20 protein-coding genes and 1 pseudogene are annotated in these 23,739 nt (G+C 67.9%); 9 read left to right on the forward strand and 12 right to left on the reverse strand.

Annotation, left to right across the window (positions count from 1 at the left end; translation table 11 throughout):
- The 6 genes from CLV49_RS16500 to rplU form a co-directional block, all read right to left on the reverse strand.
- Nucleotides 1-246: a hypothetical protein gene (locus CLV49_RS16500; RefSeq protein ID WP_208019762.1), complete on the reverse strand. Its 246-nt coding sequence runs from the start codon at nucleotides 244-246 to the stop codon at nucleotides 1-3.
- Nucleotides 247-340: 94 nt separating this feature from the next.
- Nucleotides 341-1,606, reverse strand: coding sequence for a glutamate-5-semialdehyde dehydrogenase (locus CLV49_RS16505; protein ID WP_106564515.1), 1,266 nt, complete (start codon nucleotides 1,604-1,606; stop codon nucleotides 341-343).
- Nucleotides 1,607-1,679: 73 nt separating this feature from the next.
- Nucleotides 1,680-2,468, reverse strand: coding sequence for a glutamate 5-kinase (gene proB / locus CLV49_RS16510; RefSeq protein ID WP_106564516.1), 789 nt, complete (start codon nucleotides 2,466-2,468; stop codon nucleotides 1,680-1,682).
- A complete protein-coding gene (obgE, locus tag CLV49_RS16515; protein ID WP_106564517.1) occupies nucleotides 2,455-3,996 on the reverse strand; it encodes a GTPase ObgE in 1,542 nt (513 codons plus the stop codon). Before obgE ends, proB begins: the two co-directional genes overlap by 14 nt.
- A 151-nt stretch (nucleotides 3,997-4,147) precedes the next feature.
- Nucleotides 4,148-4,411, reverse strand: coding sequence for a 50S ribosomal protein L27 (gene rpmA / locus CLV49_RS16520; RefSeq protein WP_106564518.1), 264 nt, complete (start codon nucleotides 4,409-4,411; stop codon nucleotides 4,148-4,150).
- Nucleotides 4,412-4,428: 17 nt separating this feature from the next.
- Nucleotides 4,429-4,737, reverse strand: coding sequence for a 50S ribosomal protein L21 (rplU, locus tag CLV49_RS16525; RefSeq protein ID WP_106564519.1), 309 nt, complete (start codon nucleotides 4,735-4,737; stop codon nucleotides 4,429-4,431).
- Nucleotides 4,738-4,952: 215 nt separating this feature from the next.
- Between rplU and CLV49_RS16530 the strand changes: the two are divergent.
- Nucleotides 4,953-5,213: pseudogene (locus CLV49_RS16530) on the forward strand (DUF4031 domain-containing protein); the annotation flags it as partial.
- Between the two features lie 70 nt (nucleotides 5,214-5,283).
- Here the strand turns inward: CLV49_RS16530 and CLV49_RS16535 are convergent.
- Entirely contained in the window at nucleotides 5,284-7,998 is a 2,715-nt protein-coding gene (locus CLV49_RS16535; protein WP_341810421.1) for an Rne/Rng family ribonuclease, read from the reverse strand.
- Nucleotides 7,999-8,391: 393 nt separating this feature from the next.
- Between CLV49_RS16535 and CLV49_RS16540 the strand changes: the two genes are divergently transcribed.
- From CLV49_RS16540 to CLV49_RS18220, 4 genes are all read left to right on the forward strand, one after another.
- Entirely contained in the window at nucleotides 8,392-8,991 is a 600-nt protein-coding gene (locus CLV49_RS16540; protein ID WP_106564522.1) for a vitamin K epoxide reductase family protein, read from the forward strand.
- Between the two features lie 256 nt (nucleotides 8,992-9,247).
- Nucleotides 9,248-10,651 (forward strand): HNH endonuclease signature motif containing protein, encoded by a 1,404-nt coding sequence (locus tag CLV49_RS16545; protein ID WP_106564523.1) that lies wholly within the window; start codon nucleotides 9,248-9,250, stop codon nucleotides 10,649-10,651.
- 100 nt (nucleotides 10,652-10,751) lie between these two features.
- Nucleotides 10,752-11,291, forward strand: a complete 540-nt coding sequence (locus CLV49_RS16550) for a hypothetical protein (RefSeq protein WP_127054231.1) — start codon at nucleotides 10,752-10,754, stop codon at nucleotides 11,289-11,291.
- Nucleotides 11,264-12,064 (forward strand): hypothetical protein, encoded by an 801-nt coding sequence (locus tag CLV49_RS18220; RefSeq protein ID WP_127054229.1) that lies wholly within the window; start codon nucleotides 11,264-11,266, stop codon nucleotides 12,062-12,064. Before CLV49_RS16550 ends, CLV49_RS18220 begins: the two co-directional genes overlap by 28 nt.
- Nucleotides 12,065-12,133: 69 nt before the next feature.
- Here the strand turns inward: CLV49_RS18220 and ndk are convergent, their stop codons facing one another.
- From ndk to CLV49_RS16580, 5 genes are all read right to left on the reverse strand, one after another.
- Nucleotides 12,134-12,553, reverse strand: coding sequence for a nucleoside-diphosphate kinase (gene ndk, locus CLV49_RS16560; RefSeq protein WP_106565180.1), 420 nt, complete (start codon nucleotides 12,551-12,553; stop codon nucleotides 12,134-12,136).
- A gap of 10 nt (nucleotides 12,554-12,563) precedes the next feature.
- Nucleotides 12,564-12,950, reverse strand: a complete 387-nt coding sequence (locus tag CLV49_RS16565) for a DUF4233 domain-containing protein (protein ID WP_243696523.1) — start codon at nucleotides 12,948-12,950, stop codon at nucleotides 12,564-12,566.
- Nucleotides 12,947-14,284, reverse strand: coding sequence for a bifunctional folylpolyglutamate synthase/dihydrofolate synthase (locus tag CLV49_RS16570; RefSeq protein ID WP_106564527.1), 1,338 nt, complete (start codon nucleotides 14,282-14,284; stop codon nucleotides 12,947-12,949). Before CLV49_RS16570 ends, CLV49_RS16565 begins: the two co-directional genes overlap by 4 nt.
- Nucleotides 14,281-17,622: an isoleucine--tRNA ligase gene (ileS, locus tag CLV49_RS16575; RefSeq protein WP_106564528.1), complete on the reverse strand. Its 3,342-nt coding sequence runs from the start codon at nucleotides 17,620-17,622 to the stop codon at nucleotides 14,281-14,283. The genes CLV49_RS16570 and ileS overlap by 4 nt, the downstream gene beginning before the upstream one ends.
- A 197-nt stretch (nucleotides 17,623-17,819) precedes the next feature.
- Complete coding sequence (locus tag CLV49_RS16580; protein WP_106564529.1) at nucleotides 17,820-18,455, reverse strand: TetR/AcrR family transcriptional regulator; 636 nt, start codon at nucleotides 18,453-18,455, stop codon at nucleotides 17,820-17,822.
- A gap of 125 nt (nucleotides 18,456-18,580) precedes the next feature.
- Between CLV49_RS16580 and CLV49_RS16585 the strand changes: the two genes are divergently transcribed.
- The 4 genes from CLV49_RS16585 to nikE are packed head-to-tail and all read left to right on the forward strand — an operon-like array spanning nucleotide 18,581 to nucleotide 23,710.
- Nucleotides 18,581-20,221 carry an ABC transporter substrate-binding protein gene (locus CLV49_RS16585; RefSeq protein ID WP_106564530.1) on the forward strand — a complete coding sequence of 547 codons (1,641 nt, stop codon included), beginning with the start codon at nucleotides 18,581-18,583 and terminating at the stop codon, nucleotides 20,219-20,221.
- A gap of 5 nt (nucleotides 20,222-20,226) precedes the next feature.
- Nucleotides 20,227-21,198, forward strand: a complete 972-nt coding sequence (locus tag CLV49_RS16590; protein WP_424978090.1) for an ABC transporter permease — start codon at nucleotides 20,227-20,229, stop codon at nucleotides 21,196-21,198.
- On the forward strand, nucleotides 21,195-22,061 hold the full coding sequence (locus tag CLV49_RS16595) for an ABC transporter permease (protein ID WP_106564532.1): 867 nt from the start codon (nucleotides 21,195-21,197) through the stop codon (nucleotides 22,059-22,061). The genes CLV49_RS16590 and CLV49_RS16595 overlap by 4 nt, the downstream gene beginning before the upstream one ends.
- Complete coding sequence (nikE, locus tag CLV49_RS16600; RefSeq protein WP_106564533.1) at nucleotides 22,058-23,710, forward strand: nickel ABC transporter ATP-binding protein NikE; 1,653 nt, start codon at nucleotides 22,058-22,060, stop codon at nucleotides 23,708-23,710. The genes CLV49_RS16595 and nikE overlap by 4 nt, the downstream gene beginning before the upstream one ends.
- Nucleotides 23,711-23,739 lie beyond the last annotated feature (29 nt).

Raw genomic sequence — 23,739 nt, forward strand, 5'->3', positions numbered from 1 at the left:
TCAGTGTCCGCTGGCGGTCGAGTCGTGACCGTGCGCGTCCGCGCCACCGTGCTGGGTCGCGGAGGACGAGTTCGCCCCGGGGCGACGGTTCGCGACGTCCCGGTAGGTGAACATGACGAAACCGAGGATCGCGAAGACCACCGCAGCGACGACCCCGAACATGACGGCCGGCATCGGCAGCTCGTTGTGGTGCGCCTCAGCCTCGGCGACCAGGTTCACCATCATCGACACCGCGACCATCGACATCCGAGCTCCGTTTCGTTCGTGCGCATCTGGCGCCTCGTCAGTCTATCCGTTCACCGTCCGGCCCGACGACCCCACACGCGGCGGGCGGGAGGAGTCAGGAGCGACTCTGACCGTTGCCTCGGACGATCCATTTGGTACTCGTGAGCTCCGACAGGCCCATCGGGCCGCGAGCGTGGAGCTTCTGGGTGGAGATGCCCACCTCGGCGCCGAAGCCGAACTCGCCTCCGTCGGTGAAGCGTGTAGACGCGTTGACCATGACGACGGCCGAGTCGACCTCTGCGAGGAATCGTTCGGCCGCGGCCAGATCCTCCGTGATGATCGACTCCGTGTGTCCCGTGGAGTAGCGACGGATATGGGCGACGGCGTCGTCGAGCCCGTCCACGACTCGCACGCCGATGTCGAGGCTGAGGTGCTCGGTCGACCACTCGTCGTCGCTCGCCGGTAGAGCGGCGGGCCAGATGGACCGCGTCGCTTCGTCCCCGTGAACGGTGACTCCGGCGGCGGCGAGGCGGTCGAGCACGGGAGGCAGGAGCCTCCGCGCGGCGTCGGCGTGGACGAGGAGCGTCTCCACGCTGTTGCAGACGCTGGGGCGTTGCACCTTGGCGTTGTGCACGATGTCGACGGCCCAGTCCTCCCTGGCCGACCGATCGAGCACGATGTGCACGATGCCGGCTCCCGTCTCGATGACGGGGACGGTCGACGACGACACGACCGTCTCGATGAGGCCGGCACTCCCCCGAGGCACGAGCACGTCGACGAAACCGCGCGCCTGCATGAGGGCCGACGCACCCTCCCGCCCGAAGTCGTCGATGGTCTGGACGGCGTCGGCGGGGAGCCCCGCCGAGTCGAGGGCCGATCGGATGATCGAGACGAGCACGGCATTGCTGCGCTCGGCGGCTGAGCCGCCGCGGAGGATGCCGGCGTTTCCGCTCGCGAGGGCCAGGCAGGCGATGTCGACCGTCACGTTGGGTCGTGCCTCGTAGATCGCGCCAACGACGCCGAACGGCACGCGGACCTGGTCGATCTTGAGACCGTTCGCCAGACGCGAGCCCCTGACCGTCTGACCGAGCGGATCCGGGAGCGCTGCGATCTCGCGCACCGACGCTGACAAGGAGGCGACACGTTCCGGAGAAAGCGACAGCCGATCGAGCAGTGCCGTCGAGAGACCGTTCTCCCGTCCGTTGGCGAGGTCGAGGCCGTTCGCATCCACGATGTCGTCGGTGCGTGCGTCTATCGCGTCCGCGATCGCGAGGAGAGCTGTGCTGCGCTCGAGCCCAGTCGTCGTGGCGAGGGCGATGGACGCCGCACGAGCGGCGTGGAATCGCTCGAGGAGAGAGGTCTCGACGGTCACTTCGGTCATGCGCCGATTCTAGCGAGCGGTCACGATCACGCCGCTCTTGTGTCGGACCACCGGTCGAGTGGCCCGAGACCGCTCAGGACGACCGAGGCGTCGGCCGGAACCACGTACCGATGTCGGCCCCGTCGAGGGCCTCTGCGACACGCGCAGTCGACGTCACGAGAACACCCGTGCCCGAGGACGCAGCCAGACGGGCGGCGCTGACCTTCGTCGACGCTCCCCCTGTTCCGACCCCGCTCGTGGACTCGCCGAACGTGACGGCGTCGAGGTCCGAGTCGTCGATCACGGTGGTGATGCGTTCGGCACCGGGCTCAGCCGGAGGACGGGTGTAGATGGCGTCGACGTCGCTCAGGAGGACGAGGGCGTCCGCCTGGACGAGGATCGACACCAGCGCCGCGAGCCGGTCGTTGTCACCGAAACGGATCTCGTGCGTCGCGACCGTGTCATTCTCGTTCACGATCGGAAGGATGCGGAGACCGAGGAGACGCTCCATTGCCCGCTGCGCGTTGCTGCGGTGCGTCGCGTTCTCGAGGTCACCGGCGGTGAGGAGGACCTGCCCGGCGACGATGCCGAACCGGTCGAGGCTCTGCTGGTACCGGTTGACGAGGAGGTTCTGTCCGACCGCTGCCGCAGCCTGCTGGGTGGCGAGATCCGTCGGTCGGGACGACAGCCGGAGGAACGGCATCCCCGTCGCGATGGCGCCCGATGACACGAGGATGATCTCGGTGCCTCGCGAGTGGGCGGACGCCATGGCGTCGACGAGGGGTTCGATCGCTCCGGAGTTCTCCCCGCTGATCGACGACGACCCCACCTTCACGACGACGCGGCGCGCCGCCCGCACCGCCGATCGGTCAGCGAGCGTCATCGTCGTCGAGGGGTTCGTTCTGCTCGTCGTCACCGTCCTGCCAGAGGCCGGCCTTGCGTTCGCGCTCGAGCTCTGCACGGGCCTCGGCCTTGGCGTCCATCCGGTCGAAGTAGGCGTCGCGACGCTGACCGCGGGTCGGGCGGTCGTTGGTGTCGAGTCGGGCGTCGGCTCCACGAGGCGTCGTGATGAGTTCGGCCGCCGACGTGAGGGTGGGCTCCCAGTCGAAGACGATGCCGCTTCCGGGCCCGATGACGACGGTCGATCCGGCGACGGCGCCCTTCTTCATGAGCATGTCCTCGACACCGAGCTTCGCGAGCCGGTCGGCGAGGAAGCCGATCGCCTCATCGTTCGTGAAGTCGGTCTGGGCGACCCAGCGCTCCGGCTTCGCACCGAGGATCCGGTAGACGGGACCGTACGTGCCACCCTCGACCTTGATCTCGTAGCCCTGCTCGTCGACGGCCGTCGGACGGATGACGATCCGCTCGGGCGCCGGGGTGGCCGCCTTCAAGGCGCGATCGGCCGACACGATGTCGCCGAGGGCGAAGGTCAGCTGACGGAGTCCCTCGTGGCTCACGGCCGAGATCTCGAACACCTTGAATCCGCGGCGCTCGAGCTCGGGACGTACCATGTCGGCGAGTTCACGTGCGTCGGGCACGTCGACCTTGTTCAGTGCGATGAGCTGCGGACGCTCGGTGAGCGGCGTCTGGCCGTCCGGCACCGGGTACGCCTCGAGTTCGCCGAGGATCACATCGAGGTCCGAGATCGGATCGCGATCGGGCTCGAGGGTCGCGCAGTCGAGGACGTGCAGCAGCGCTGAACAGCGTTCGACGTGGCGGAGGAAGTCGAGGCCGAGACCCTTGCCCTCGCTCGCCCCTTCGATGAGTCCGGGCACGTCCGCGACGGTGAACCGCACCTCGCCGGCCTGGACGACACCGAGATTCGGAGCGAGTGTCGTGAACGGGTAGTCGGCGATCTTCGGCTTCGCGGCCGAGACGGCGGCGATGAGGCTCGACTTGCCGGCAGAGGGGTATCCGACGAAAGCGATGTCGGCGACGGTCTTGAGTTCGAGGACGACGTCGCCCTCCCAACCGGGCGTGCCGAGAAGCGCGAACCCGGGCGCTTTGCGCTTCGTGTTCGCGAGGGCCGAGTTGCCGAGCCCGCCCTGACCGCCGGGGGCGACGACGATGCGCATTCCTGGCTCGACGAGGTCGACGAGCTCTTCGCCGTCGGCGCTCCGAACGACGGTACCGACGGGCACCGGGAGCTCGAGTGTCTCCCCCGTCGTGCCGTTCCGGTAGTCGCCCATCCCGAATCCGCCACTCTGCGAGGAGCGGTGGGGGGCGCGGTGGTAGCCGAGCAGGGTCGTGGTCTGGGGGTCGGCCACGAGCACGATGTCCCCGCCGTTGCCGCCGTTGCCGCCATCCGGTCCTGCGAGGGGCTTGAACTTCTCACGGCGTACGGAGACGCAGCCGTTACCGCCGTTGCCGGCCCGGAGATGCAGCGTCACCTCGTCGACGAAGGTGACCATCGAACCACTTCCTTTTCGATCTCATGGATCATTCCGTCCCTCCGAAGTCGGGGGACGTTTCGTACTGGCGGGGATGGACCCCGATAAACGGACAAGGGCGAGCCGAAGCTCGCCCCTGCCTGAAGAACCGCCGCGAGGCGGAAAGCGCCGACTATTCGGCTGCGGCTGCCGCCACGATGTTGACGACCTTGCGGCCGCCCTTCTGGCCGAACTCGACCGAGCCAGCCGACAGCGCGAAGAGCGTGTCGTCGCCGCCACGACCGACGTTGACGCCGGGGTGGAAGTGCGTTCCGCGCTGACGCACGATGATCTCGCCCGCGAGGACGACCTGACCACCGAAGCGCTTCACGCCGAGTCGCTGAGCGTTGGAATCACGACCGTTGCGAGTGGAGCTCGCACCCTTTTTGTGTGCCATGTCTGTCTCTCCTCTGGCTACTTGATTCCGGTGACCTTGACGCGCGTGAGCTCCTGACGGTGCCCCTGACGCTTCTTGTAGCCGGTCTTGTTCTTGAACTTCTGGATGATGATCTTCGGTCCGCGGAGGTTCTCGATGACCTCGGCCGACACGACGACCTTCTCGAGCGACTTCGCGTCGGACGTGATCGTGTCACCGTCGACGAGGAGGACGGGGGCGAGCGTGAGCTTGCCATCCTTGTCCGCCTTGACGCGGTCCATCGTCACGATGGTGCCGACTTCGACCTTCTCCTGGCGACCGCCGGCTCGCACTACTGCGTAAACCACTTCGTACCTACTTCTCCCGGGAGCTCGCGCTCGCTGGCTTCGATTTGGAAAGTGTCACTGCCCGCGCCAGACCTCGTGGGAAGGAAAGTCTGTCGGTTCAGAAAACTACGGTTCGATCGCAGGGATAAGCTGCGCGCACCAAGGGTCGAGTTTACGTCATCGGAGCCGTTCCCGGCAAATGACGCGCGGCGCGGCGCGGCTCGTAGACTCCGGATATGACGGTCTTCATCGATCCCCCGCTGTGGCCGGCCCACGGAACCCTGTGGTCGCACCTCGTGAGTGACACGTCGATCGACGAACTGCACCGCTTCGCGCGAGCCGCCGGACTCCCGTCCCGGAGCTTCGATCTCGACCATTACGACGTGCCGGCACGGGAGCAGGATCGCCTCGTGGCCGCGGGTGCCGTGGCTGTATCGGCGAACGAACTGACCCGACGGCTGATCGCTTCCGGCCTGCGGATCCGCGCGAAGGACCGCTGAAGCGTGCTGAACCCGTCGACGGGACCCGACGTGTCGGGATCGCATCGACGGGCTCAGCGCGCGGGGATCAGCCCTGTTCGTCCTCGTGCGAGATCGGGGTGCCGGTGAGAGCGGCCGTCGTCACACGTCGGCTGCGACCGCGTCCCCGACCGGGACGCTTCGGCTCCGGAAGGGCGTCGAGGACGGAGCCGAGGAGGTCCTCAGCTGCGCGCTTGTCGACACGCTGCGACGACGAGCCTGCCGGTGCGATCGGGATGTCAAGGATCGCGAGAGGCGATCCGGACGGCTCCCTCGTCTCGACCGGTCCGAGCACGCTGTCCGACGACGCCCGGCCACCGCGGCGTCCCTTGCGGGGCTCTCGGGTGCGCGGTGCACGACGTTCGACGGGCTCGGTCGCAGCCACGGCGGCATCCTCAGAGGGCAGTTCGGCGTCGTTGTCCGGCGATCCGGACGCCGCCGTCGACCCGGTCTCGACGGAATCGGTGTCGGCGGACCCGGAGACGGCGGACCCGGAGACGGCGGACCCCGCGTCAGCCAGGGTGGCTTCGACGGACAGAGCCGTGCCGTCCACCTCGACGGCGTCGATCGACTCGACGGTGGGCTGTGCCTTCTCGACCTGCCCGTCGGTGGACTCGTCCGCAGCGGACGCACCCGTGTGGTGGATGGTCGAGGCGGCGATCTGAGCGAGCGCGTTCTTGGCGTCGTCGGTGATGGCGTGAGGTGCGGCCTTGGCGGCCGGAGCCTGCTGGGGCGCGTTCTGCCCGCCGTTGGCTCCGCCGTTGCCGTTCTGTCCACCCTTGCGGCGGCGATCCGAGCCGTTCTGCTGGCCACCGGACGAGTGAACCGGGCGACCGCCCTTGGCCACGGGCTCGTGGTGAACGATGACCCCTCGGCCCGCGCAGGTCTCACACGGCTCGCTGAACGACTCGAGCAGCCCGAGACCGAGCTTCTTGCGCGTCATCTGGACGAGACCGAGGGTCGTGACCTCGGCCACCTGGTGCTTCGTGCGGTCGCGGCTCAGGCACTCGACGAGGCGACGCAGGACCAGGTCCCTGTTCGACTCCAGGACCATGTCGATGAAGTCGACGACGATGATGCCGCCGATGTCGCGCAGACGCAGCTGACGGACGATCTCCTCGGCGGCCTCGAGGTTGTTCTTCGTGACGGTCTCCTCGAGGTTGCCGCCGGAGCCGACGAACTTCCCCGTGTTGACGTCGACGACCGTCATGGCCTCGGTGCGGTCGATCACGAGCGAACCGCCGGAGGGCAGCCAGACCTTCCGGTCGAGCGCCTTCTCGATCTGCTCGCTCACGCGGAACTCGTCGAAGACGTCGCGCTGACCCTCGTACCGCTCGATCCTGTCGACGAGGTCTGGCGCGACCTGGCGCACGTACGTCTCGATCGTCTCGAGGGCGTCGTCGCCGGCGATCACGAGGCGCTGGAAGTCCTCGTTGAACACGTCGCGGACGATCTTGATGAGGAGGTCGGGCTCCGAGTGGAGCAGCGCCGGCGCCTGAGCGGACTCCGCGTAGTGACTGATCTCGGTCCACTGCGACGTGAGGCGGTTGACGTCGACCGTCAGCTGCTCCTCGGTCGCACCCTCCGCCGCCGTCCGCACGATCACGCCGGAGCTCTCCGGCAAGACCTCCTTGAGGATGCGCTTGAGGCGCGCGCGTTCCGTGTCCGGAAGCTTGCGCGAAATGCCGTTCATCGATCCGTTGGGGACGTACACGAGGTACCGTCCGGGCAGCGACACCTGGCTGGTGAGACGCGCACCCTTGTGCCCGACAGGGTCCTTGGTGACCTGCACGAGCACCTTGTCGCCCGGCTTGAGCGCGAGTTCGATGCGACGGGGCTGGTTCTTGCCCTCGCTGGAGTTCTCGGCGGCGGCGTCCCAGTCGACCTCTCCGGAGTAGAGCACGGCATTCCGTCCACGTCCGATATCGACGAAGGCGGCCTCCATGCTGGGGAGCACGTTCTGGACACGGCCGAGGTAGACGTTTCCGATCAGCGAGGCGTCCTGATTGCGTGCGACGTAGTGCTCGACGAGGACACCGTCCTCGAGGACGCCGATCTGGATGCGCCCGTCCTTGGACCGCACGACCATGGCGCGGTCGACGGACTCGCGGCGCGCCAGGAACTCAGCCTCGGTCACGACGGTGCGACGCCGGCCGGCGTCACGGCCATCGCGACGGCGCTGCTTCTTCGCCTCCAGACGCGTCGAACCCTTGACCCGCTGAGGTTCGGTGATGAGTTCCGGCTCACGCTGCGGGCGGCCGCGGTTGGACGACTGCTGCTGCTCGCCGCTCCCCCGTCCGCCGTCCTCGCCGCGACGGCGGCGCGATCGGCGCCGGACGTTCGATCCGCGCTCGTCGTCGTCCTCGTCATCGTCGTCGAGGTCGGGACGGTCGTCGCGAGTCAGAGCGGGCAGGGGCGCGATCGCCGGGGCATGGAAGATGAGCGTCGTGGTGCTCATGGCCACTCCGGCGAACGGGTCTCCGGCGGGATCGGCTACCGCGTCGGCGGACTCAGAGGAGACGTCGACCGTGCGATCGCCGCTGCGGTCGGCGTTGATCGACTCGTCATCGGCCGACTCGTCGACCGGTGCGCCCGAGGTGTCGAGGACGTCGGCCTGTGCAACCGGCTGTCCTGCCTCCGCGTTCTGTGGACCAGCCGACTGGTCGACGGTCTCGACGGTGAGGCTCTCGCCCCGCTCCGGCGTGACGTCCTCGGCCTCAGTGTTTCCGGCTGCGCCGGCTGACTGTTCGTTGTCTTTCACCATCTCTGGTGTACTCCTCATCCGGGTGAGCCGCGCCTTCGCCCCGGGAATCTTCCAGCTCGACTCCGCCGAGGCGGTCCGAGCGAATCCTGTGTCCATGGCGACGGGGGTGTGCTCTGTGGCTCACCCGTGTCGCGCACCGTCGGCCTTCGTGACCGACTACTTCAGACCCCTCGACGAGCGAGGAGCCCTCGAATCCGGACCGGCGCTGCTGGCCGCGATGCGTCGCATCGACGGAACTGCACCGGTTCCCGTTCTCCGGGGGCCGAGCCTGAAAAACCTTGACGACGTTGTTCGACGCGCGGGCCGAACTCGTCTGACGTCATTATCGCACGGACCGCTGGATCTGCATGTTCCCTCGGGTTCCTCCGAGAGTCGCGGTGCCATAATCGAGCGGTGATCCCGACCTCGCAGGGGCGACGCCCCATAGCCCTGTCCCTGCTGCTCATCGTGTCGGGAGTCGTCGGGTGGTGGGCTGCCTTCTCGCTGACGATCGAGAAGTTCGAGGCGCTCGAGAATCCCGGGCGCGCCGCGGGATGCGACTTCAGCGTCCTCGTCCAGTGTTCGGAGAATCTGAACTCCCCACAGGGCTCCCTCTTCGGTTTCCCCAATCCGATCCTCGGGCTCGCTGCCTGGATCGCCCCGATCGTCGTCGGTGTCGCGCTGCTCTCGGGTGCCCGGTTCGCGCGGTGGTTCTGGATGCTCTTCTGGCTCGGGTTCGTCGGCGCGATCACCTTCGTGGTCTGGCTCATCTCCCAGAGCATCTTCGTCCTCGGCACGCTCTGCCCGTGGTGCATGGTGACGTGGTCGGTCACGATCCCGTCCTTCTTCGCCGTCACGTCCTACGTGCTCGCCGAGGGAGCTCTCCCCCTCGGCGCCCGTGCCCGTCGCGCCGGTCGTGTGCTCTTGCGCTGGGTGCCGCTCGCGACGGTGCTCGCGTACGTCGTCGTCGCGGTGATCGCACAACTTCAACTGGACGTCCTGAACCGGCTCTAACGCCCCCTCGCGGTCGGCGTCAGCCGTCGCTCCGCTCGATCCCGAGCCCGTCGATGCCCCCGATCCTGAGCCCGTCAATGAGCGATAATCGCGAGCTCGCGCCCGCTCCCGGGATCGCTGAAGACGGCCGGAGGGGGTGTCGATGGGCATCGCATCGAAGACGTGACCTGTCGTCCACAGGGAGTATCCGTCCGAGTTTCTGACTCCTTTTACGGATACCTTCGCGAGTGTCGGTGGTGTCGTGTTCACTGGACGCATGACCACCCACGGCGCGGCTCTCCAGGACGCGGTCGCCCACGCGACCGAGGTCCTCACCGCGCCCGTCGCCGGCCTCGTTCCCGGCCGGTTGTCGACCTCCGAGTGGATGATGATGGTCCGTGACGTGGAGCGTCTCGGCCGCCTCGTCGACGCGGCCCGCGTCGCGTTGGCCGGGGACGCGGAGCAGCGCACCGGCGGCCCCGTCGACGCTCTCGCCGCTCTCAGGTTTGCGTCAGCGGTCGACGCTGTCGCGACGCTCACCGGGTTGGCGGATCGGGACGCGAAGCGACGGATCCGGCTCGGTGCCACGCTGAATGCCGGGCTGTCGCTGACCGGCGCGGAGACCAGGTCGGTCTATCCCTCCGTCGCTCGGGCCGTGTCCGCGGGGAACCTCGGTGTCGATGCCGCGACGATCCTGACCGATGCCCTCGAGGGGGTCTCACCGCGGATCGATCCGGTCGTGATCGCCGAGGCCGAGGAAGCCCTCGTTCACCTCGCAGAGGGATCCCCGGATCACCCGCCGCTGCGCGCGGACCTCGTCCGCGGACAGGCGCACCTGTTCGTCGAAGCGATCGATCCCGACGGGGTCAGGCCTCGCGAAGAGGTCGCGAGGCGGAAGCGGCGGTTCACGATCGGACCGGACACCCACGATGGGCTCATCCCTGTTCATGGCTTGCTTACGTTGGAGATCGGCGCGGGCCTGAAGCGCCTCATCGACGCCCACGTCCGTAAAGTCACGTTCACCGACGGTCCACGGCAGCTGGATGACACGACCCGACCCGTGGAGGCCGCCGAGTCCGTGGAGTCCGTGGAGTCCGTGGATGATCGCACTCCGGCGCAGAGACGCCACGACACGTTGGCCGACATCGTCAGCGCCGCGTCGCGCGTGAAGGACGCCCCCGAACTGGCCGGGGCAGCTCCCGCGATCATCGTCACCGTGACACAGACGGTGCTCGACTCCGGTCGTGGCGTCGGATCGATCGATGGCGTCGATACCCCGATCTCCGTCGACGCGATCGAGAAGATGACCGACTCCCGTGGCATCCAGACCGTCACGATGAACCCGGACCGGCGGATCCTGTCCCTCGGGTCTGTGCAACGGTGCTTCACCTCCTCGCAACGCAGGGCGATCACCGCCCGCGACGGCGGGTGCGTCATCCCTGGGTGCACCACGCCCGCGGGATGGTGCGAAGTCCACCACGTGATTCCCTGGCGGGCCGGCGGTGAGACTCACACCGACAACGGGGTCCTGTTGTGCTGGGGGCACCACCAGAACATCGACAGAGGGCCCTGGCGACTCACGATGTCGGACGGGATCCCCCACGTCCGCGGACCCGGCCACCCCGACCGGACGCACACCACGAAGACCCGCACCGGGCCACCACTCACACGCACCGGATGACATCAGGGAAGCGCTCGCTCGACGTCTCGCGGGGCTTGTGGACGGGGCCACACGCGGAGTTCCTCCGGGCCTTAGGGTGTTCGACGTGGGGGAAACACGATTGACCAAGCAACTCGGCGCGCTCATCGCCACATTCGCACTGGCACTGACCGCATCGGCATGCGCTGCAGATCCAGGGACAACGAAGACGCCAACACCCGTCGCGTCGGACACTCAGTCCGCGGATCTCGCCGCCGCAATCGACGCCTTCACCGTTTTCAACGCGGCGTTTGACGGGTACTCGTCTGGCTCGACTTCTCTCGATTCGCTGAAGCCACTTGTCACGGATGAGTACTTCGCAACTCTGGCCGAACAGGATGCCACCTACTCGGAGCAGCGGGTGTCGGGGACGACCTCTTTCGATTCCGTCGTCTTGGTGGAAGACCCGCCGCTAAAGGACTGGCCAGACGCGACCGTCATCACGCTCTGCAGAGACCTCTCTCGGACGGAAGTCGTGAACCAGGACGGAGAACCCCTCGACGTACCGGATCGGGTCCTACGGGTCGCCCTCATCGTGTACTTCACCCCGAATTCGTCCGACTCTGAAACGCTCCTCATCACTGAAATGAACCAATGGCCCTCGCCCACGTACTGCTCGTAACCCACCTCTTAGCAGCGGCGACCCTTCCCGGAAATATCGCCCTGACGGCAGCCTGCGTCGAAGCCAGCGCCGTATCGGGGCTCTGCATCGACGCTGGCGCTTCTGGCGGTTCGGCGGACCTCACCGGCACGCAAAACACGGAGAACGGGGGCCCGTCTCCTTCCAGCCCCGGCGGATCTGGAGTATCTCCGAACCCAGATACGAGCTCCCCTGGAACCGGCGTTGACCCCACACAAATCACCGACACTCTCGGCACCTGCCGCAGCGACCGGTGTGGAGACACCGGCACCCGGAGCATCACCCTCACCGATCTCGCCAGTTTCACCCCCACCACACCCGCCATCCACATGGAACCCGACGGCTGGGCCCTTCGCGGACGACCCGCCAACGCGATCGCCGAGACCACCACCAACACCCACGACGGAACCCTCCTCGGTCACGCCGTGACCGTCCGGTTCACACCGACGGCGTACCGGTGGGACTGGGGTGATGGTTCTCAGAACGTCTTCTCCACTCCCGGCGCGACGTGGGAGAACCTCGGCGTCCCCCGCTTTTCCGAAACCGACACGTCACACACCTACTCGGATCGTGGAACAGTCGAGGTCTCGTTGGCCGTCGACTACTCCGTCGCCTTCCGATTCGGAGACGGAGAGTGGATCACCGTCGAGGGGACCGTGTCCTCCGCCAACACCGTCGACGTTTACGTAGGTACCGCAAAGACTGTCAACGTGCCGGACGACTGCGACGCGGACCCCACCGCACCGGGGTGTTAGTCCGATAACCGCAAAAACGGCCCGGACCCTCACCGGGTCCGGGCCGTCGATACAGCGGCGACGCTCGCGTCAGGATGCGAACCAGAGACCGAGCTCTCGTGACGCGGATTCCGGGCTGTCAGACCCGTGCACGAGGTTCTGCTGCACGGCCAGTCCCCAGTCGCGACCGAAGTCACCACGGATCGTCCCAGGCGCAGCGGTCGTCGGGTCGGTCGTCCCTGCGAGCGAGCGGAAGCCCTCGATGACGCGGTTCCCGGCCACGCGGAGTGCGACGACGGGCCCGGAGAGCATGAACTCCACGAGCGGCTCATAGAACGGCTTGCCCTCGTGCTCCGCGTAGTGCTGGGCGAGCAGGGCGCGGTCGGGCTCGATCATGCGGATGTCGACGAGAGAGTACCCCTTCGCCTCGATGCGGCGCAGGATCTCACCGGTCAGATTGCGGGCGACCCCGTCGGGCTTGACGAGGACGAGGGTTTCTTCGACGTCCATGAGCATCTCCTCAGATATCCGTTGTGTCGGTGGCCGAATTCCTCCGGTCGATCCCGGTCCCCACGATCAGGCAGTACACCCAGACCGCGGCGAACGTCCCCCCGATGAAGAACATGACCGGGACGAGGAAGCCGCTTGCAACGATAGCGGCTTGAACGACCGTGCCGATGACGGCCCCGATCCGGAACCGGACGAGTCCGAGGGTGACGATCATGACCGCCACGAGCACGCCACCCCCGATGAAGGCCACCGGCGGTTCCAAGGCGTCGAGACCGAAGGCGACGAGCGCGCCCAGGAACACGACGATGATCTCGAAGCCGAGCACGATCGACAGAAGCGACCCACGCACCGACCGCGGGCGCCCGCCGGAGCGGCCTGCGTTCCGGAAGAGGCTCACGGCTTCCACCCCTGATCGTCGGCGAAGGCGGCCGCCTCGCCACCGAGGACGATCGAACCGGTGACCACGACGATGCGCTTCTCACCCGCAGCCGCCCAGGTCCGCGCGTCCTCGAGAGCATCCTCGACCCGTTCATAGCCGTCGGCCTCCACCCCGGGAATCACCCGCGCGATGCTCGCGAGGTCCTCGAACGGGATGGATCGGTCGGATTCCGGCTGGGTGAGGTGGAAGCGAGCTGCGATCGGCGCGAGCGTCGTGAGGATGCCCGCAGCGTCCTTGTCCGAGAGGATGCCCACCACGAAGGCGATCTCGTTCGCGTCGAAGTAACGACCGAGGGCGGCGACGAGCGACTCGGCGCCGTGCGGGTTGTGCGCAGCGTCGACGAGGATCGTCGGATCGGCGCCGATGAGCTGCAGCCGACCGGGCGACGTCGCCGAGCCGACACCGTCGCCGAGGGGCTCCGCTGCGAGCGGGATCGCTCCCCCACCGAGGAAGCTCTCGACCGCGGCGATCGCCACGGACGCGTTCACGCCCTGATGATCCCCGTAGAGCGGCAGGTAGAGCTCGTCGTAGGTCGCCGCTCGTCCCCTGACGGTGATGAGCTGACCACCGACGGCGACCCGATCGTCGAGCAGCTCGAACTCGGTACCGGACCGCACGAGGGTCGCTTCGCTCAGCTCGGCAGCGCGTTCGATCTCTGCAAGAGCCTCCGGCGCCTGCGGAGCGGTCACCACCACGGCCCCCGGCTTGACGATCCCCGACTTCGTCCGAGCGATCTCCGCGACGGTGTTCCCAAGCTGTGCTGCGTGGTCCATCCCGATCGGAGTGAAGACGGCGATGGCCGCGTCGGCGGCGTTCGTGGAATCCCACTCCCCGCCCATTCCCACCTCGACGACGGCGACGTCGACGGGCGCGTCGGCGAACGACGCGAACGCGAGGACCGTGAGAACCTCGAAGAACGTCAGCCGCTTCTCTCCGGCCGCCTCGAGCTCCGCATCGACCATCTCGACGTACGGCGTGATGTCGTCCCAGTTCGCGGCGATGGCCTCGTCGGAGATCGGTTCGCCGTCGATCGTGATGCGTTCGGTGAAGGACACGAAGTGCGGACTCGTGAACAGGCCCGTCCGAAGCCCGTAGGCGCGCAGGATGCTCTCGGTGATGCGGCTGGTACTCGTCTTCCCATTCGTTCCGGCGATCTGGATGATCGGGTACGCGCGCTGCGGGTCTCCGAGGAGCTCCAGGACGCGGCGCGTCGGTGCGAGTCGCCGCCGAGGCGCGCCCTCGCCGACGCGTCCGAGCAGCGCCTGGTAGACGTTCTCGGCGTCTTCGGTCATCGGTCTCCTCCGTCGATCCTGCTCACCGCGATCTCCACGGAGCCCACGTTCGCATAGGTTCCGGCCGTGATCGAGGCCACGTGTTCAGCGTCCCCGGGGACGGCGAGGTTCTCTCGCCATCCGGCGACGATGTCCGTCGCGAGCGTCTCACGGGCCACCTCCTCGGTCCACCGCTCGATCGCCGCCTCGTCCTCGCGGTCGGCGAAGACGAGGTGCAGACTGATGCGGTCGCTGACGTCGAAGTCCGCGGCCTTACGGGTGTCCTGCACGGCACGGATGATGTCGCGCGCGAGCCCCTCGGCCTCGAGCTCGGGCGTGAGAGTGGTGTCGAGGAGGACGAATCCGCCCGTCGGCAGCACGGCCACAGCAGCGCCCTCCGACCCGTCAGCCGCCTCGAGGACGAGGTCGTACTCGTGCGGCTCGAGCTCGATGCCGCCGGCGGTCACGACCCCGTCGACGTCGGACCAGTCTCCCGACTTCGACGCCTTGATGGCCTCCTGCACCCGCTTGCCGAGTCGGGGGCCGGCCGCCCGGGCGTTGACGGTCAGGCGGGATGACACACCGAAGCGCTCGGCGCTCGACGGCTCGAGGTGCTCGATCGTCACACTCTTGACGTTGAGTTCGTCCCGGAGGATCGCTTCGAACTCGCCGAGCCGCTCGGCTTCCGTCGACACGACGGTGAGTCCCGCGAGGGGAAGACGAACGCGCAGCCCCTCCTTCTTCCGGAGCGACAGCACGGAACCCGTGATGGTCCGGACCGCATCCATCGACGAGACCAGATCGTCGTCGCTCGGCAGGGACTCGAGGTCCGGCCAATCCTCGAGGTGCACGCTGCGTCCCCCGGTGAGGTCCTTCCACACGCGCTCGGTCGTCAGGGGAAGGAGCGGGGCGGCGAGGCGCGTCAACACCTCGAGCACCGTGTAGAGGGTGTCGAACGCGTCGGCTCCGACGCCGTCCTCGCCCACTCCCGTCCAGAACCGATCGCGTGAGCGTCGGACGTACCAGTTGGTGAGCACGTCGGCGAAGTCACGGAGCGCGTTCGCCGCGAGGGGCGAGTCGAGTGCGTCGAGGTGTCGCGTGACCTCCTCGCCCACCGTGCGGAGCTTCGCGAGGATGTAGCGGTCGAGCACGTCCGCCGAGTCGGTGCGCCACGTGGCCTCGTAGCCGCCGGGACGCGCGGAGTTCGAGTAGAGCGCGAAGAAGTACCACGAGTTCCACAGCGGCAGGATGAACTGCCGGACCCCTTCGCGGATACCCGCCTCCGTGACGACGAGGTTCCCGCCGCGGATGACCGAGCTCGACATGAGGAACCATCGCATCGCATCGGCACCGTCACGATCGAAGACCTCGGAGACGTCCGGATAGTTGCGGAGGCTCTTCGACATCTTCTGTCCGTCGCTGCCGAGGACGATCCCGTGGCTGATGACGTTGGAGAACGCCGGACGATCGAACAGCGCCGTCGCGAGTACGTGCATCACATAGAACCAGCCGCGGGTCTGTCCGATGTACTCCACGATGAAATCGGACGGATTGTGAGAGTCGAACCACTCCTGGTTCTCGAACGGGTAGTGCACCTGCGCGTACGGCATCGATCCCGAATCGAACCACACGTCGAAGACGTCCTCGATGCGGCGCATCGTGCTCTGTCCGGTGGGGTCGTCGGGGTTCGGCCGGGTGAGTTCGTCGATGAACGGGCGGTGGAGGTCATCGGGTCGCACGCCGAAGTCGCGCTCCAACTCGTCGAGCGAGCCGTACACGTCCACCCGCGGGTGGTTCGGGTCGTCGCTCTTCCAGACGGGAATCGGCGATCCCCAGTACCGGTTCCTCGACACCGACCAATCACGTGCGTTCTCGAGCCATTTGCCGAACTGGCCGTCCTTGACGTTGTCCGGAACCCACGTGATCTGCTCGTTGAGCTCCACCATGCGGTCCTTGATCTCGGTCACGCGGATGAACCAGCTCGACACCGCCTTGTATATGAGAGGGTTCCGGCACCGCCAGCAGTGCGGGTAGCTGTGCTCGTAGCTGCGCATCTGCAGGAGACGCCCAGACGCCCGAAGCGACTGCGTGAGGGGCTTGTTGGCGTCGAACCAACGCTCACCGGCCACGTCGGGGACTGTATCGAGGAAACGACCGGCGTCGTCGAGAGAGAGGATCACGGGGATGCCGGCTTCGGCACATACGATCTGGTCGTCCTCGCCGTAGGCCGGAGCCTGGTGGACGATACCCGTGCCTTCGCCCGTCGCCACGTACTCGGCGACGAGGATCTGCCACGCGTTCTCGGTGCCGAAGGCCTCCGTGTCGGCGTAGTAGTCCCACAGGCGGTCGTAGTGGACGCCACCGAGCTCGGTGCCCGTGACCGTGCGCTCGATCGCGGCCACGGCATCCTCTGCGCTGTCGAAGCCGAGGTCCTTGTAGTACGCCGCGACGGTGTCCTGGGCCATCAGGTAGCGGGCGGCCCCTCCCTCACTCCCATCGGCGGCGCCGTTCGGGCCGGCCGGTAGGACCGCGTAGACGATCTCCGGTCCCACGGCGAGAGCCATGTTGGTGGGTAAGGTCCACGGGGTCGTCGTCCAGGCGAGGGCGTTGACGGCGGTGAGTCCCAGTGCTTCGGCCTTCTCGCCGACGAGGGGGAAGGTGACCGTGACGGACTGGTCCTGACGCATCGCATAGACGTCGTCGTCCATCCGCAGCTCATGGTTCGACAGAGGCGTCTCGTCGTTCCAGCAGTACGGAAGGACGCGGTAGCCCTCGTAGGCGAGTCCCTTGTCGTGGAGTTGCTTGAACGCCCAGATCACGCTCTCCATGAACGTGATGTCGAGTGTCTTGTAGTCGTTCTCGAAGTCGACCCAGCGCGCCTGACGCGTGACGTAGTCCTGCCACTCCTGCGTGTAGGCGAGCACGGATTCGCGCGCCTTCGCATTGAAGGCACCGATCCCCATCTCCTCGATCTCGTCCTTCGTCGTGATGCCGAGCTGGCGCATGGCCTCGAGCTCGGCGGGAAGGCCGTGGGTGTCCCACCCGAAGCGCCGGTGCACCTGCTTGCCGCGCATCGTCTGGTACCGAGGAAAGAGGTCCTTGGCGTACCCGGTGAGCAGATGGCCGTAGTGCGGAAGGCCGTTGGCGAACGGCGGGCCGTCGTAGAAGACCCACTCGGGCGCGCCCTCACGCCGGGCGATGGATTCGGCGAACGTCCCGTCCGCCTTCCAGAAGGCGAGGACATCCTCCTCGAGGCGCGGGAAGGACGGGTTCGACGTGACACCGAACGATGCGCCGGGCTCGTGGTTCTCTGGATCGCTCGAAAGACCGGCGGCGTCTGCGGATCGGGGGTAGGTCATCTCACTCCTGCGGATCGACTCGTTCCGCAAGGACGCCGTGACCGACGCGGTACCACCCTGCTTGCCTGGCCACCCGGGTGGATGATCGGGCCTCTCGTCTGCGGCTGTCACGGGCCTGCCCCGTCCGGTTCTACCGGGGTCGCGAGACCCGTTCTTCCGGAAGCTCCCCGGTGATGGCCGGATCTGTACTGGTGACTTCAGTCTACAGCGCCGATTCGTGCTCGCCAGCCGACGATCACGGGCTGCACGGCCTCGCGGATGTGGTCCGCGAGGGGACCTCGGGCCGTGCCTGTCCCGATCCACTGCGCGGCACCGGCCATAGCGGCGCCTGCTATCGCCGATGCGGCTGCCCGCGCCCCGGCATCGCCGAGCGTCGGTTCCCGCCGAGACAGGTGCCGCGCGATGACGTCGACGACCTCCAGAAGGCGTGCGAGTCCGGTGGCCTGGAGTTCCGCCGTCGTTCCCATCAGGTCGCGATGCGCGATCGCCCACGGAACCCGCGCCGCGGAGATGCCGTCGGCGACCCGGGACAGCGCGGCCTCCACACTCTCGAGACCCGGGGTGGGGCCTTCCGGCGCATCGAGGGCGGCCCGCAATCGCGGAATCGCGGCGTCCAGTTCGACCCACAAGAGGTCGCCCTTGCTCCCGAAGTAGTTGAAGAAGGTGGTGCGAGCCACTCCGGCGCGAGTCGAGATCTCGTCGATCGTGGTGCCGTCGTAGCTCTGTTCCAGGAACAGTTCGGCCGCAGCCTCCTCGAGCATCACCGGTGATGACCGCCGAGGACGCCCGACGCGCGAGGCGCCCGCGCGAGGGCGTCGCTCACTCGTGGTCATACGCCCATCCTCTCGTAGCCGGAGGGCTCAGGGGTCCTCCGCACCGTGCACCGCATGGTTCGGGCTGCAGTAGGCTCTTTCTGTACTCAGTACACTAACCACTCCGTCTCGTCCCGAGGACTTCCGTGCGCTCTCCACTCCATCGTTCCTCCGTCGTCGTCGCCACGGCGGCCATCGCAGCCGTCGCGCTGAGTGCCTGCAGCTCGAGCCCCGAGCCGGCGGCCACCGGCCCCACGACCGGTGGCACTCTCACGTACGCGAGCGGTGACGCAGAGCCCACGTGCCTCGACCCTCATGTCGGTGGCAACTATCCGCAGGCGCTGCTCGCCACCCAGTTCCTCGAATCCCTCGTCTCACGCGACGACGAGGGAACGATCATTCCGTGGCTCGCCGAGTCCTGGTCCGTCTCCGACGACGCGCTCACGTGGGACTTCGTTCTCAAGGACGGTGTGACCTTCACCGACGGAACCCCGCTCGACGCCGAGGCCGTCAAGACCAACATCGAACACCTCCAGGACCCGGCCACGCAGTCGTCGACCGGTTACCTCGCCGTCGCGAAGGTCGAATCGGTCGAGGCCGTGAACGACACGACGGCCCGATTCACCCTTTCAGCCCCGGACAGCGCACTGCTCGAGTCGCTCTCCCAGCCATGGCTCGCGATCGAGTCGCCCGCCGGCCTCGAGCGCGGACTCGAGGCGAACTGCGAGAGCCCCATCGGCACCGGCCCGTTCGTCGTGGAGTCGTGGACGAAGCAGGATCGTGTGACCCTCGTTCGAAACGACGACTACTCCTCGGCTCCGGCCGACGCCGGGCACGAGGGAGCCGCCTACCTCGACGGGATCGAGTGGCGCTTCATCCCCGACTCGGCCTCCCGCTACGCCGCGCTGCAGAGCGGTGAGGTCGACGTCATCGACAACGTCCAGCCCGATGTCCTCGTCCAGGCGCAGGATTCCGACGCCGTGGTCGAACTCGACGCCCCGCGTCCCGGATCGTCCAACCGCATCGAGCTCAACTCGGGCAAGGCGCCGTTCGACGACGTCGACGTGCGCGAGGCCTTCATCCGCAGCGTCAACGTCGATGACGCGGTGAGTTCACTGTTCCAGGGGACCGCCGAGCGCTCCTACTCGCCTCTGGCGAGTGTCGAGCCGTCCGCCTACTCGGACCCGTCGCTCTTCGAGTTCGACCTGGACGCCGCGAACGAGCTGCTCGACGGTGCCGGGTGGACGGAGAAGGACGAGGACGGCGTCCGAACCAAGGACGGGGAACGCCTCACCCTGACGTTCCCCGTGAGCACGAACCAGTCGATACCCGCCGAAGTGTCACTGTTCGAGCAGTTGCAGGCGAACGCCGCTGAGGCCGGATTCGACGTCCAACTCGATCTCCTCGACCTCGCCAGCTGGTACGAGGCTCTCGGCGCGAATGAGTACGACCTCGTGAGCGCTCCGTACACGAAGGTCGGACCCGACGTGCTGCGCATCCTCTACCACTCCGACGGCATCGTGCCGGCGCCGAGCGGCTACTTCGCGAACCACGCCCAGGTGGACGATCCCGCCATCGACGCCCTCCTCGACGAAGCGAGCGCGACGCTCGACGACGGTGATCGGTCGGCCCTGTACGAGGAGGCTCAGGCCGACGTCCTCGAGGGCTTCTACATCCTGCCGCTCTACGACCAGCAGAACCACTTCCTGCTCTCGACGACGGTGCACGACGCGCGTGCCCTCGGCACGGTGTCGACGCCGAGCTTCGCCGACGCCTGGTTGTCCTGAACCGAGTGCCTCGGGCCTCCACGACCTCGACGCGCCGAGCCGCCATCCTGAGATGGCTCGGCGCGTCGGTGCTGCGCGCGGTCGTCGTCCTGTGGGCGTCGGCCACCCTCGTCTTCTTCATCACCCGCCTCGTTCCGGGAGACCCGGCTGAAGCCGCGCTGGGCGGTCCGGGTTCACAAGCGTCCGAGGAAGCGGTGGATGCGGTCCGCCGGCAATTCGGCTTCGACCAACCGCTTCCCGTGCAGTACGGGATCGCGATGCTCTCGCTGCTGCGCCTCGACCTCGGCACGTCGTATGCCCTCCGTCAGCCGGTCGCGACGATCCTCGCTGACGCGGTTCCCGGGACCCTCCTCCTGGCCGTGCTGTCCCTCGTGGTCGCGTGGGTGCTGGCGCTCGGCCTCACTCTCGCCCAGGCTCACGGGTCCCGGATCGCCGCGCGCATCGGCGACACCGTCGAGATCGTCGCCTCGGCTCTCCCCCACTTCTGGCTCGCGACGATCCTCATCGCGGTCTTCAGTACCGCTCTGTCCTGGCTCCCACCCGTGTCCAACGGGACGGCGGCGGGCCTCGTCCTGCCAGTCGTCACCCTGGCGATCCCCATCGCCGGATTCCTCGCACAGGTGATGCGCGGCTCCCTCGCCGAGGCCCTCGACTCGCCGTTCGCGATCTCCGCTCGAGCCAGGGGTGAGACGCGGATGGGCCTCGTGACGCGTCACGCACTCCGGCACGCCGCCCTCCCCGCTCTCGGACTCTCCGCCTGGGCCTTCGGATATCTCATCGGCGGAGCGGTCGTCGTGGAGACGATCTTCGCCCGACCGGGTCTCGGGCGCACTCTGCTCTCCGCGATCACCGTTCGCGACATCCCCGTCGTCACCGGCGTGGTCCTCGTCTCAGCACTCGTCTACGTCGTGCTCACAATGGCGACCGACGCACTCACCCGCCTCCTCGATCCGCGCACGGCCGGAGGATCACGATGACCGTCGTCGATGGACGTGCCGTGGATCCGCTCGTTCCGCCTCCCGCGCCGTCCGCGCGGCCGCGGATCACCGTCGGGCTCGCCTGTGCCGTGGCTTTCGTGTTCTTTCTCGTGATCGCCTGCGTGGCGCCGGCCCTCGTCGCCCCGCAGGATCCCACCGCCGTCGCCCCGCTCGATGCATTCTCGCCGCCCTCCCCTGCCCATCTCTTCGGAACCGATGAATCCGGCCGAGACGTCTACACACGGGTAGTGCACGGGGCTGGCTCCTCTCTCCTGATCGGCGTGGCGGCCACAGCGATCGGCCTGTCGACGGCTCTGGTCCTCGCGCTCGCAGCCGTCTTCGGCGGGCGTCTCGGCGACGCGGTCGTCGGCCGCACCGTCGAGGTGCTCTTCGCCTTCCCCGCTCTCTTGTCCGCGCTCCTCGTCATCCTCGTCCTCGGCCCGGGTCCCGTCGCCGCGACCATCGCCGTGGGACTCTCGACGGCCCCCGGCTATGCACGCATCATCCGGACGAGTCTGTTGACGGTGCGCGCGTCCGGATATGTCGAAGCAGCTCGGCTGCTCGGGCACGGGCCGTTCCGGATCCTGACGCGGACGGTTCTCCCCAACGCGCTCGCGCCTCTCCTCGCCCTTGCCACGCTCGGCGTCGGCCAGGCCGTCGTGTGGGCGTCTTCGCTCAGTTTCCTCGGTCTCGGCGCCCAGCCGCCCGCACCCGAGTGGGGCGCCATGCTGGCCTCGGCCCGCGTCTACCTGACGACGGCGTGGTGGCTCACCGTGTTCCCCGGACTCATGATCGTGGCGACGACGCTCTCGGCGACGGCGATAGGTCGCGCGCTCGACGCCCGCGGACGGACGCGCCGATGAGCGAGAAGGCGGCGTCCGCGGTGCTCGCCATCGACGGCTTGGCGATCTCCTTCGACGGAGGCCGTACCGACGTCGTGCGCGACGTGTCGTTGACCGTTTCGCCCGGCGAGTGCGTCGCCGTCGTGGGCGAATCGGGCTCGGGAAAGAGCGTCACGGCCCGTTCGGTCCTGGGTCTCGCCGGTGACGGAGCGTCCGTCACCGCCCGGCGACTGGAGGTGGCCGGGATCGATGTCCTGACGGCCGGAGAGAACGACCTGCGACGCCTTCGGGGCGGCGCGGTCGGGCTGGTCTCGCAGGACGCGCTGGTCTCCCTGGATCCTCTGCGCCGAGTCGGAAGGGAGATCGGCGATCCCCTCCGGCTGCATCGCGGGCGTGGACGTGCGTTCCCTCGGGGTGACCAATCTCGGGACGACGAGGTCGTCGACCTGCTGCGGCGCGTCGGTGTGCCCCGGCCCGAGTTGCGGGCACGCCAGTATCCCCACGAGTTGTCTGGTGGCCTGCGCCAGCGTGCTCTCATCGCGTCGGCGATCGCCGCCGGACCCCGTCTCCTCATCGCGGACGAGCCGACGACCGCCCTCGATATGACGGTGCAAGCCGGAATACTGCGGCTCCTGGGAGAGCTCCGTTCCTCGGGAACCGCGCTCCTCCTCATCAGTCACGACCTGGGTGTCGTGTCGCACCTGGCCGATCGCGTGATCGTCATGCGCCAGGGAGCCATCGTGGACGAGGGCACGACAGCGGACATCCTCGTGGGAGGACGCCACCCGTACACGAGCGACCTCGTCCGCGCCGTCCCGAGCAGCGTGCCCCGCGGCGTCGCGCTGACCGCCGCCTCCCGCGGCGAGGAGCAGCCTGTCGCGGCCGCGATGCCCGGCGTCGTGAGGGTCCTCGAAGCCACGGGCGTCTCGAAGAGCTTCGGAACGGGCGCCGACGTGACGGCGGCGGTCGCGGACGTCGACGTCTCGGTCTCGAGCGGAGAGACCCTCGGCATCGTGGGCGAATCGGGGTCGGGGAAGACGACGCTTGCTCGCCTCCTCCTCGCACTCGACGAGCCCGATCGGGGAGTCGTCCTCCTCGCCGGCGAACCGTGGTCGACGATCCCCGAGAGGAGGCGACGCGCCCGCCGACGCGTGCTCGGCTCTGTCGCGCAGGACACCTCGAGCGCTTTCGACCCGCGGGCCTCCGTCTTCCAGGTACTCGCCGACGCGCTCCCTCCCGGCCCCGTGGCGGAGCGCCGCGAACGCATCAGAGGTCTCCTCTCCGATGTCGCACTCGACGAGAGCCTCCTCGACCGCTCTCCTTCGACGCTCTCAGGCGGGCAGCGCCAGCGCGTCGCCATCGCCAGAGCGCTTGCGGCCGAACCGCGAGTACTCGTCCTCGACGAGCCGGTGTCGGCGCTCGACGCCACGGTCGCCGCTGGCGTCCTCGATCTGCTCGACGACCTCCAGAGACGCCGGGGGCTCGCTTTCATCTTCATCTCCCACGACCTCGGCGTGGTGCAGCACATGAGTGATCGTGTCGCGGTCATGAACGGCGGTCGGATCGTCGAGACCGGCCCGGCTGATCTCGTCTTCTCGACGCCTCGCCACGAGTACACACGACGACTCCTCGCCGACGTGCCTCGGCTCCGTCGTCCGGACGAGGGCTGAGTCGGCCTCCCGTAGGATGAGGGGATCAC

The sequence above is a fragment of the Labedella gwakjiensis genome, assembly GCF_003014675.1.
Lineage (GTDB): Bacteria > Actinomycetota > Actinomycetes > Actinomycetales > Microbacteriaceae > Labedella > Labedella gwakjiensis.

Bases quoted from the DNA above. Each gene is read 5' to 3' on its own strand.
- CLV49_RS16580 (WP_106564529.1), bottom strand. From the start codon at position 18,455: ATGACCACGAGTGAGCGACGCCCTCGCGCGGGCGCCTCGCGCGTCGGG.
- CLV49_RS16545 (WP_106564523.1), top strand. From the start codon at position 9,248: ATGACCACCCACGGCGCGGCTCTCCAGGACGCGGTCGCCCACGCGACC.
- CLV49_RS16535 (WP_341810421.1), bottom strand. From the start codon at position 7,998: ATGGTGAAAGACAACGAACAGTCAGCCGGCGCAGCCGGAAACACTGAG.
- CLV49_RS18220 (WP_127054229.1), top strand. From the start codon at position 11,264: ATGGCCCTCGCCCACGTACTGCTCGTAACCCACCTCTTAGCAGCGGCG.
- obgE (WP_106564517.1), bottom strand. From the start codon at position 3,996: ATGGTCACCTTCGTCGACGAGGTGACGCTGCATCTCCGGGCCGGCAAC.
- CLV49_RS16500 (WP_208019762.1), bottom strand. From the start codon at position 246: ATGTCGATGGTCGCGGTGTCGATGATGGTGAACCTGGTCGCCGAGGCT.
- ileS (WP_106564528.1), bottom strand. From the start codon at position 17,622: ATGACCTACCCCCGATCCGCAGACGCCGCCGGTCTTTCGAGCGATCCA.
- proB (WP_106564516.1), bottom strand. From the start codon at position 2,468: ATGACGCTCGCTGACCGATCGGCGGTGCGGGCGGCGCGCCGCGTCGTC.
- nikE (WP_106564533.1), top strand. From the start codon at position 22,058: ATGAGCGAGAAGGCGGCGTCCGCGGTGCTCGCCATCGACGGCTTGGCG.
- CLV49_RS16570 (WP_106564527.1), bottom strand. From the start codon at position 14,284: ATGACCGAAGACGCCGAGAACGTCTACCAGGCGCTGCTCGGACGCGTC.
- rpmA (WP_106564518.1), bottom strand. From the start codon at position 4,411: ATGGCACACAAAAAGGGTGCGAGCTCCACTCGCAACGGTCGTGATTCC.
- CLV49_RS16505 (WP_106564515.1), bottom strand. From the start codon at position 1,606: ATGACCGAAGTGACCGTCGAGACCTCTCTCCTCGAGCGATTCCACGCC.
- ndk (WP_106565180.1), bottom strand. From the start codon at position 12,553: ATGGACGTCGAAGAAACCCTCGTCCTCGTCAAGCCCGACGGGGTCGCC.
- CLV49_RS16595 (WP_106564532.1), top strand. From the start codon at position 21,195: ATGACCGTCGTCGATGGACGTGCCGTGGATCCGCTCGTTCCGCCTCCC.